This window comes from Mesorhizobium sp. M2A.F.Ca.ET.067.02.1.1, from assembly GCF_004023285.1.
Classification (GTDB): domain Bacteria; phylum Pseudomonadota; class Alphaproteobacteria; order Rhizobiales; family Rhizobiaceae; genus Mesorhizobium.
This window is the reverse complement of sequence record NZ_RZSB01000352.1, coordinates 1-6,066: the sequence shown is the minus strand read 5'-3', so window position 1 is coordinate 6,066 and position 6,066 is coordinate 1. Positions and strand designations below refer to the sequence as shown.

Genomic DNA, 6,066 nt, shown 5'->3' with positions numbered 1-6,066 from the left:
TCTCCTGGACCTTCTGGCCTTCGCTTTTGATGGCGCTGCTGGTGCTGGCGCTGGGCGAGCCGATGCTGGTGCTGTTCGGCCCCGAATTCACCGCCGGCTATCCGCTGCTCTTCCTGCTGGTGCTGGGCGTCGTGGCGCGCGCCGCCGTCGGACCGTGCGAGAGCCTGCTCACCATGAGCGGCAACCAGAACATCTGCGCCGCCGTCTATGCCATGACGCTCGCCCTCAACATCGGCCTCAACGTGCTGCTGATCCCGCTCTTCGGCCTCTGGGGCGCGGCGATGGCCACAAGCCTCGCCATGGTCTTCGAGGCCAGCGCGCTCTCCTTCACCGTCTGGCGCAAGCTTGGCATCGTGATGGCGATCTTCGTGCCCGCAAGAAAGGAAGTCGCCTGATGGCCGCTGTCCCGTTGCTTGAAGAGACGAGCGGCGGCCCCGCCGGCGCCATGGTCTCCAATCTTGCCGGCCTGGCGCGCGAGGTCGACCCCGCCCATATCGAGCTCTTCGCCAGCAACAGGCCGGAACGCAAGCTCGCCATCTACCCGGCCTCGGCCGGTTTCGACCTTGTCGAGGAACTCGACTATCTCAGCGCCCGCACGGTCGAGCCCAATGTCTTCTTCAACCCGCGCTTCCTGGCCCCGGCGATGCCCCGGCTGGAGGACCGCGAGGTGCGGCTGGCCGTCATCCGCGACGGCGACGAATACCGCAACCGGTTGCGTCTTCTGGTGCCCTTCTCGGTCGAGCGGCCGGCGATCCCGCTTGGCGTTCCGGTGATGCGCACATGGTCGAGCCCGTTCGGCCCGCTCGGCACGCCGCTGGTCGACCGCGACGATCCGATCGGCGTCATCGAGGATTTCTTCTCGATGCTGTCGCGGCCGCATCTCAAGCTGCCAAAAGTCTTCGTGCTGCCCGACATGCGCCTCGACGGTCCGGTCGCGAGCCTGCTCACCTCCTTTGCCGACAGCCGCGGCCTGACCCTGGTGACCACCGGCAAGCTCGAGCGCCCGGTGCTTGAAAGCGACGCCGACGGCGAGGACTACCTCAAGGCATCGCTGCGCGCGCACCATTACCGCGAATTCCGCCGGCTGAAGCGGCGCCTCGCCGACCTCGGCAAGCTCGAGCACGTCGTTGCGCGCGGGCCGGACGAGATCCGCCATGCCATCGAAAGCTTTCTGACGCTGGAGGCCGCCGGCTGGAAGGGTCGCGAGCGCACCGCCATGGCGATCGACCGCTATCGCGCCGCCTTCGCCCGCGAGGCCGTGCACCGGCTGGCCGAGCAGGATATGTGCCGCATCCATGTCTTGACGCTCGACGGCCGCGCCATCGCCTGCCTGGTTGTCTTCGTCGAGGCCGGCGTCGCCTACACCTGGAAGACGGCCTATGACGAGACGCTCTCCGCCTATTCGCCGGGCACGCTGCTGATGATCGAGGTGACCAAGCAGCATCTCGACGATCCCAACATCGTCATGACCGATTCCTGCGCGGTTCCGGACCATCCTGTGATGAGCCGCCTGTGGAGCGAGCGCAAGCCGATGGGCACGCTGGTGATCGGGCTGACGCCGGATGCCGACCGGCTGGCCCGCCAGGCGGCCTCGCAACTGCACCTCTACCGCGAGACCCGCAACATGGCGCGCCTGCTGCGCAACCGCATGCGGAGCTTCCTGAAAAGGCGCTAGATCGACGGCGGGACACAAGCTATGGGTCCGGGCGGGAACTCGGGCCGGGCCTTCACGAAACCATCCAGATGATCAGAAGCCTTTTGCGTCACACCAGTCTTCGTGCGGCCCTGCTGCTGATTGCGCTCCTGCCTGCTCGAGCTTGGGCCGATACGTGCCCCGAGGGCTGCAGCGAACCGCCGCCGCCCGCCGTCAACATCTACAAACACACCGCTGCCGGTCATCTGAGCCCCGTGACGACCGGGTCGCTGCCGCGCGTCTATGTGCCCAACCGCTCCTCCAACAGCGTCTCGGTGATCGACAGCGTGACGCTCAAGGAAGTCGATCGCTTCAATGTCGGCAGCAAGCCGCAGCACGTCGTGCCATCCTGGGATTTGAAGACGCTGTGGGTTGCCAACAACGGCACCGGCAAAAACGGCAGCCTGACGCCGATCGACCCGATGACGGCCAAGCCCGGCCAGCAGGTCTCGGTCGACGATCCCTACAACCTCTATTTCATGCCGGACGGCAGCGCGGCAATCGTCGTTGACGAGGCATTGCAGCAGCTCGATTTCCGCGACCCGCACACCATGGCGCTGAAATCGAGCCTGCCGACGCCGACCTGCCTTGGCATCAACCATGCCGATTTCTCGGTCGACGGCTCCTATGCGATCTTCACCTGCGAATATGGCGATGGCGGCCTGGCCAAGATCGACCTGAAGAACCAGAAGGTGCTCGGCCATCTCGACCTCTCCAGGATGGGCATGCCGCAGGACATCCGCCTGTCGCCCGACGGCAAGGTCTTTTACGTCGCCGACATGATGAATGACGGCGTGTTCCTGGTCGACGGCGACAGTTTCAAGGAAATCGGCTTCATCCCCACCGGCATCGGCACGCATGGTTTCGTCGTCAGCCGCGACGGAAAGCGGCTCTATGTCTCCAATCGCGGCTCGCACAAGATGGAGCAGGGCAAGGCCAAGGGTCCGGGCAGCGTGACCGTGATCGACTTCGCCACCCGCGCCGTGGTCGCGCAATGGCCGATCCCCGGCGGCGGCAGCCCCGACATGGGCAATGTCAGCGCCGACGGCAAGCAGCTATGGCTCTCCGGCCGCTTCGACAGCGACGTCTATATGATCGACACGACGAGCGGCGCCGTGACGAAAATCCGCGTCGGCCTAGAGCCGCATGGGCTCACCGTATGGCCGCAGCCGGGGCGCTACTCGCAAGGGCATACGGGCAATATGCGGTAGGAGGCTGGACGCCGCTAATAGACTCAACGCAGCCGGCATTGTGTAGTCGACCTGCACGATCCTTTGAACGTCACGCCTGCCATTTTGCAGAGCGTCTGAATGTCCGGGAGCGGAATTGCAGCTTATGATGTGCGCGCCAAATGCCTGCCACGCTCGCGCCGATCGTTCCAAGCCTGAAACGCATACTTCAAAATATCGACACGGACGGCTCGGAGTTCTCCAGCGTATCTATCGCGCAGCCTGCCTGGTTCAGCTCGGATCGTAAATTCCCCTGGCCTTGATGCCGATCAAAGGGGCTCGCGGCCTTGTTCGCTATCAAACCGTGAAGATAGAGAACTCAGCCTCCTCATGTGGCGTGGGCTGGCAAAAGGCATGACCGGGCGGCAGTCCCGGCCCTGACAGAGGCTGCCTGTTCAGCAGGTCACCGACAGGGTGCGTTGCTCTGATCGGTTGGACCGGAAATGGATACGACGGAGGCGCACCGAAGGTGAGCGGAATTTTCGCGACAATTGCGCGGCGCTTCGCCCCGTTTGAGCCGATGGCCGACGCGATGCGCCCTGGCGAGAAGTTTCCCAGTTTTGTCCGGCGCGCCAGCGGCATGCAACAGGTCTATGTCAGCGTGATCGCGACTTCGGTTGCATTGGCCAACTTTCTACCCATCGACCTGCAGAGACGGGTCGTCGATGTGGCAATTGCCGACAAGGACGTTCGGGGGCTGCTGATGCTCGGCGGCCTTTATCTTGGGGCTATACTCCTGCATGCGGGCCTGAAATACGCACTGATCGTCTATCAAGGCTGGGTCGGAGAGAGCGTGGTGAAGACGGCCCGCGACCAACTCGCTCTCGTCGCCACGCAAAGGTCCGCGCGCGAGCACGCAAGGAGTGGTCAGACCGCCGGCATCATCGGCAACGAGATCGACTATGTTGGCGGATTTGTCGGCACCAGCATCTCTGATTGCGTGGTCAACGTCACGCTGATGGTCTCCGTCGCATCTTACATGACCTACATGCAGCCGGTGATCGCTCTGGTCAGCGGCGTGTCACTCCTGCCGCAAATCCTGCTTGCGCTTTACATGCAGAAGGACCTGAACACACTCGTGGAACGGCAGGTCGCGCTGGTCCGAAAGCTTGGCAACCAAGCAGTCAATTCCTTCGCCAGCCACTCGACGAAGCGCCGAGCCGCCTTTCGCACCATACGCACGATCTTCAGCACCCGCATCGAATTCTATTTGTTGAAATTCGGGCTGAAGACGTTGCTGAATATAGCCAACGCGGCGGGGTCCCTGATGGTCCTGATCGTTGGCGGCTATCTTGTGATCCGCGGGCAGACGACGATCGGCACGGTCGTCGCCTTTATTTCGGGCTTCCAACGCTTGTCGGAACCCACAGGGGAACTTCTCGACTTCTATCGCTCCTATTCGCAAGCGAAAGTGCAATTCCGGATGATCGTCCAGTGGGTTGACGGCGATCATCCCGCGCAAACCGGACATTCCGCGCACAGAATAGATCGATGATCTTGCCAGCCTGTTGCCGGAACCGGTGCTCCGCAAGCGCAAGCCGATGGTTGGTGTTGGCGCCCGTGGGTGACGGTCTTGCTTTTGTTAAGCGCCCTGCGCCGGTCGACCCGACGGTAAAATACGTCAACACCTGCATGAAGGTGGTGGTGCCCCTAGCCGGGATCGAACCAGCACTCCTTGCGGAACTCGATTTTGAGTCGAGCGCGTCTACCAATTCCGCCATAGGGGCTCAGGCCGGGCGGCCTGGATGGGCGCGGACTATACGGGCGGATGGGTGTTCGTCAACTGGCCTGTTGCGGATTTGCCCGCGCAACCGGCGGCATCGCCCACCCTTCGGCCTCGTGGCGACGCAGACATTGTGCGGCGCGGAAAATCTTTCTAGACAGGCGAAGCATTGAGCGCCTCGCATCCGGAAGCTGGATGCGGCGCTTTGGGTCCTTGTCTTCCTGCCTGCCGTTGCCCAAAACCGCCAAGCGTCCCGGGTGACTTTGATCAGAGCAATTCCAGGAAAAGCGCGCTGCGGTTTTCCGTCGGGAATTGCGTCGACTGCATTAGGAGAGCCGATGCTTCGCGGACTTTACGACTGGACCCTGTCGCTGGCGGCGCGCAAATCCGCCGAATGGTGGCTGGCCTTCATCGCCTTCGTCGAAAGCTCCGTGTTCTTCATACCGGCCGACGTGCTGTTCCTGCCCATGGCGTTGGCGCGGCCCGACCGCGCCTATCGCTATGCGCTGACCGCCACTGTTGCCTCCGTGCTGGGCGGCATTGCCGGCTGGCTGATCGGCTACTATGCCTACGACACGATAGCGCGGCCGATCCTGGAGCATTTCGGCGGCCTCGACACCTTCGAGAGGTGGCAGTCCTCCGGCACCGGGCTGATGCTCGTGCTGCTCGTCACATCCGGCGCTGCGCACCTGCCGCCGATCAAGGTGGTCACCATTCTGGCCGGCGCGCTTCACGTCAACATTCTTGTCTTCGTCGTCTCGGCCATCGTGGCGCGCGGCGCGCGTTTCCTGCTGCTGGCCTGGCTGTTGCGCCGCTATGGTGAATCGATCCGGGAGTTCATCGAAAAGCGCTTGGGATTGATCGTCGGCGCCGGCGCGGCTGCCCTGATTTTGCTCTATATCCTCGTCAGATACGCCCACGGATAGCGACGCAACAAACGGATCCGATTAGATGACAGCGACCATGAATGCCGACACCGGACGCCAGCGCACGCGCGCGGCGCTTTTTCTCGCCGTCGCCATGGCCGCGACCGTCGGCTCGGCGCTGGCTTTCCAATATATCGGCGGCTACATCCCCTGCCATCTCTGCCTCGAGCAGCGCACGCCCTATTATGTCGGCGCGCCGCTGATGCTGCTGGCGGTAATCGCCTCGATGCTTCATGCGCCGGCCTGGGCTACGCGCGGCCTGCTGGGGATCGGCGGCTTGCTGATGCTCTACGGCCTCTATCTCGGCGTCTACCACTCCGGCGTCGAATGGCATTGGTGGGCCGGCCCGACCGACTGCACGGCGGGCGCCGGCCCGGTCGACACCGGCGGCAAGGGCGTGCTCGACGCGCTCGACAAATTCGTGCCGCCCTCCTGCGACAAGGCGGCGCTCCGCATCCTCGGTCTCTCGCTCGCCGGCTGGAACGCTATCGCCCG

6 protein-coding genes and 1 tRNA gene are annotated in these 6,066 nt (G+C 63.6%); 6 read left to right on the top strand and 1 reads right to left on the bottom strand.

Annotated elements, in window-relative coordinates; all coding sequences use genetic code 11:
- From EOA28_RS21830 to EOA28_RS21815, 4 genes are all read left to right on the top strand, one after another.
- On the top strand, window positions 1-395 hold a 395-nt coding region (locus EOA28_RS21830; protein WP_189342132.1), incomplete at its 5' end, for a polysaccharide biosynthesis C-terminal domain-containing protein.
- The gene (locus EOA28_RS21825; RefSeq protein WP_127250962.1) at window positions 395-1,675 is read left to right on the top strand and encodes a GNAT family N-acetyltransferase; all 1,281 of its coding nucleotides are present in this window, start codon (window positions 395-397) and stop codon (window positions 1,673-1,675) included. The genes EOA28_RS21830 and EOA28_RS21825, both read left to right, overlap by 1 nt.
- Before the next feature lie 68 nt (window positions 1,676-1,743).
- Complete coding sequence (locus tag EOA28_RS21820; protein WP_127250963.1) at window positions 1,744-2,904, top strand: YncE family protein; 1,161 nt, start codon at window positions 1,744-1,746, stop codon at window positions 2,902-2,904.
- A gap of 538 nt (window positions 2,905-3,442) precedes the next feature.
- The gene (locus EOA28_RS21815) at window positions 3,443-4,417 is read left to right on the top strand and encodes an ABC transporter transmembrane domain-containing protein (RefSeq protein WP_128315246.1); all 975 of its coding nucleotides are present in this window, start codon (window positions 3,443-3,445) and stop codon (window positions 4,415-4,417) included.
- Window positions 4,418-4,564: 147 nt separating this feature from the next.
- On the opposite strand, the gene EOA28_RS21810 is transcribed toward EOA28_RS21815, so the two are convergent.
- Window positions 4,565-4,649: transfer RNA gene (locus EOA28_RS21810), tRNA-Leu, on the bottom strand.
- Window positions 4,650-4,983: 334 nt separating this feature from the next.
- Between EOA28_RS21810 and EOA28_RS21805 the strand changes: the two genes are divergently transcribed.
- Window positions 4,984-5,571 (top strand): YqaA family protein, encoded by a 588-nt coding sequence (locus EOA28_RS21805; protein WP_042641375.1) that lies wholly within the window; start codon window positions 4,984-4,986, stop codon window positions 5,569-5,571.
- Window positions 5,572-5,596: 25 nt separating this feature from the next.
- Window positions 5,597-6,066: disulfide bond formation protein B (locus EOA28_RS21800; protein ID WP_148670793.1), on the top strand; the 470-nt coding region annotated here is incomplete at its 3' end.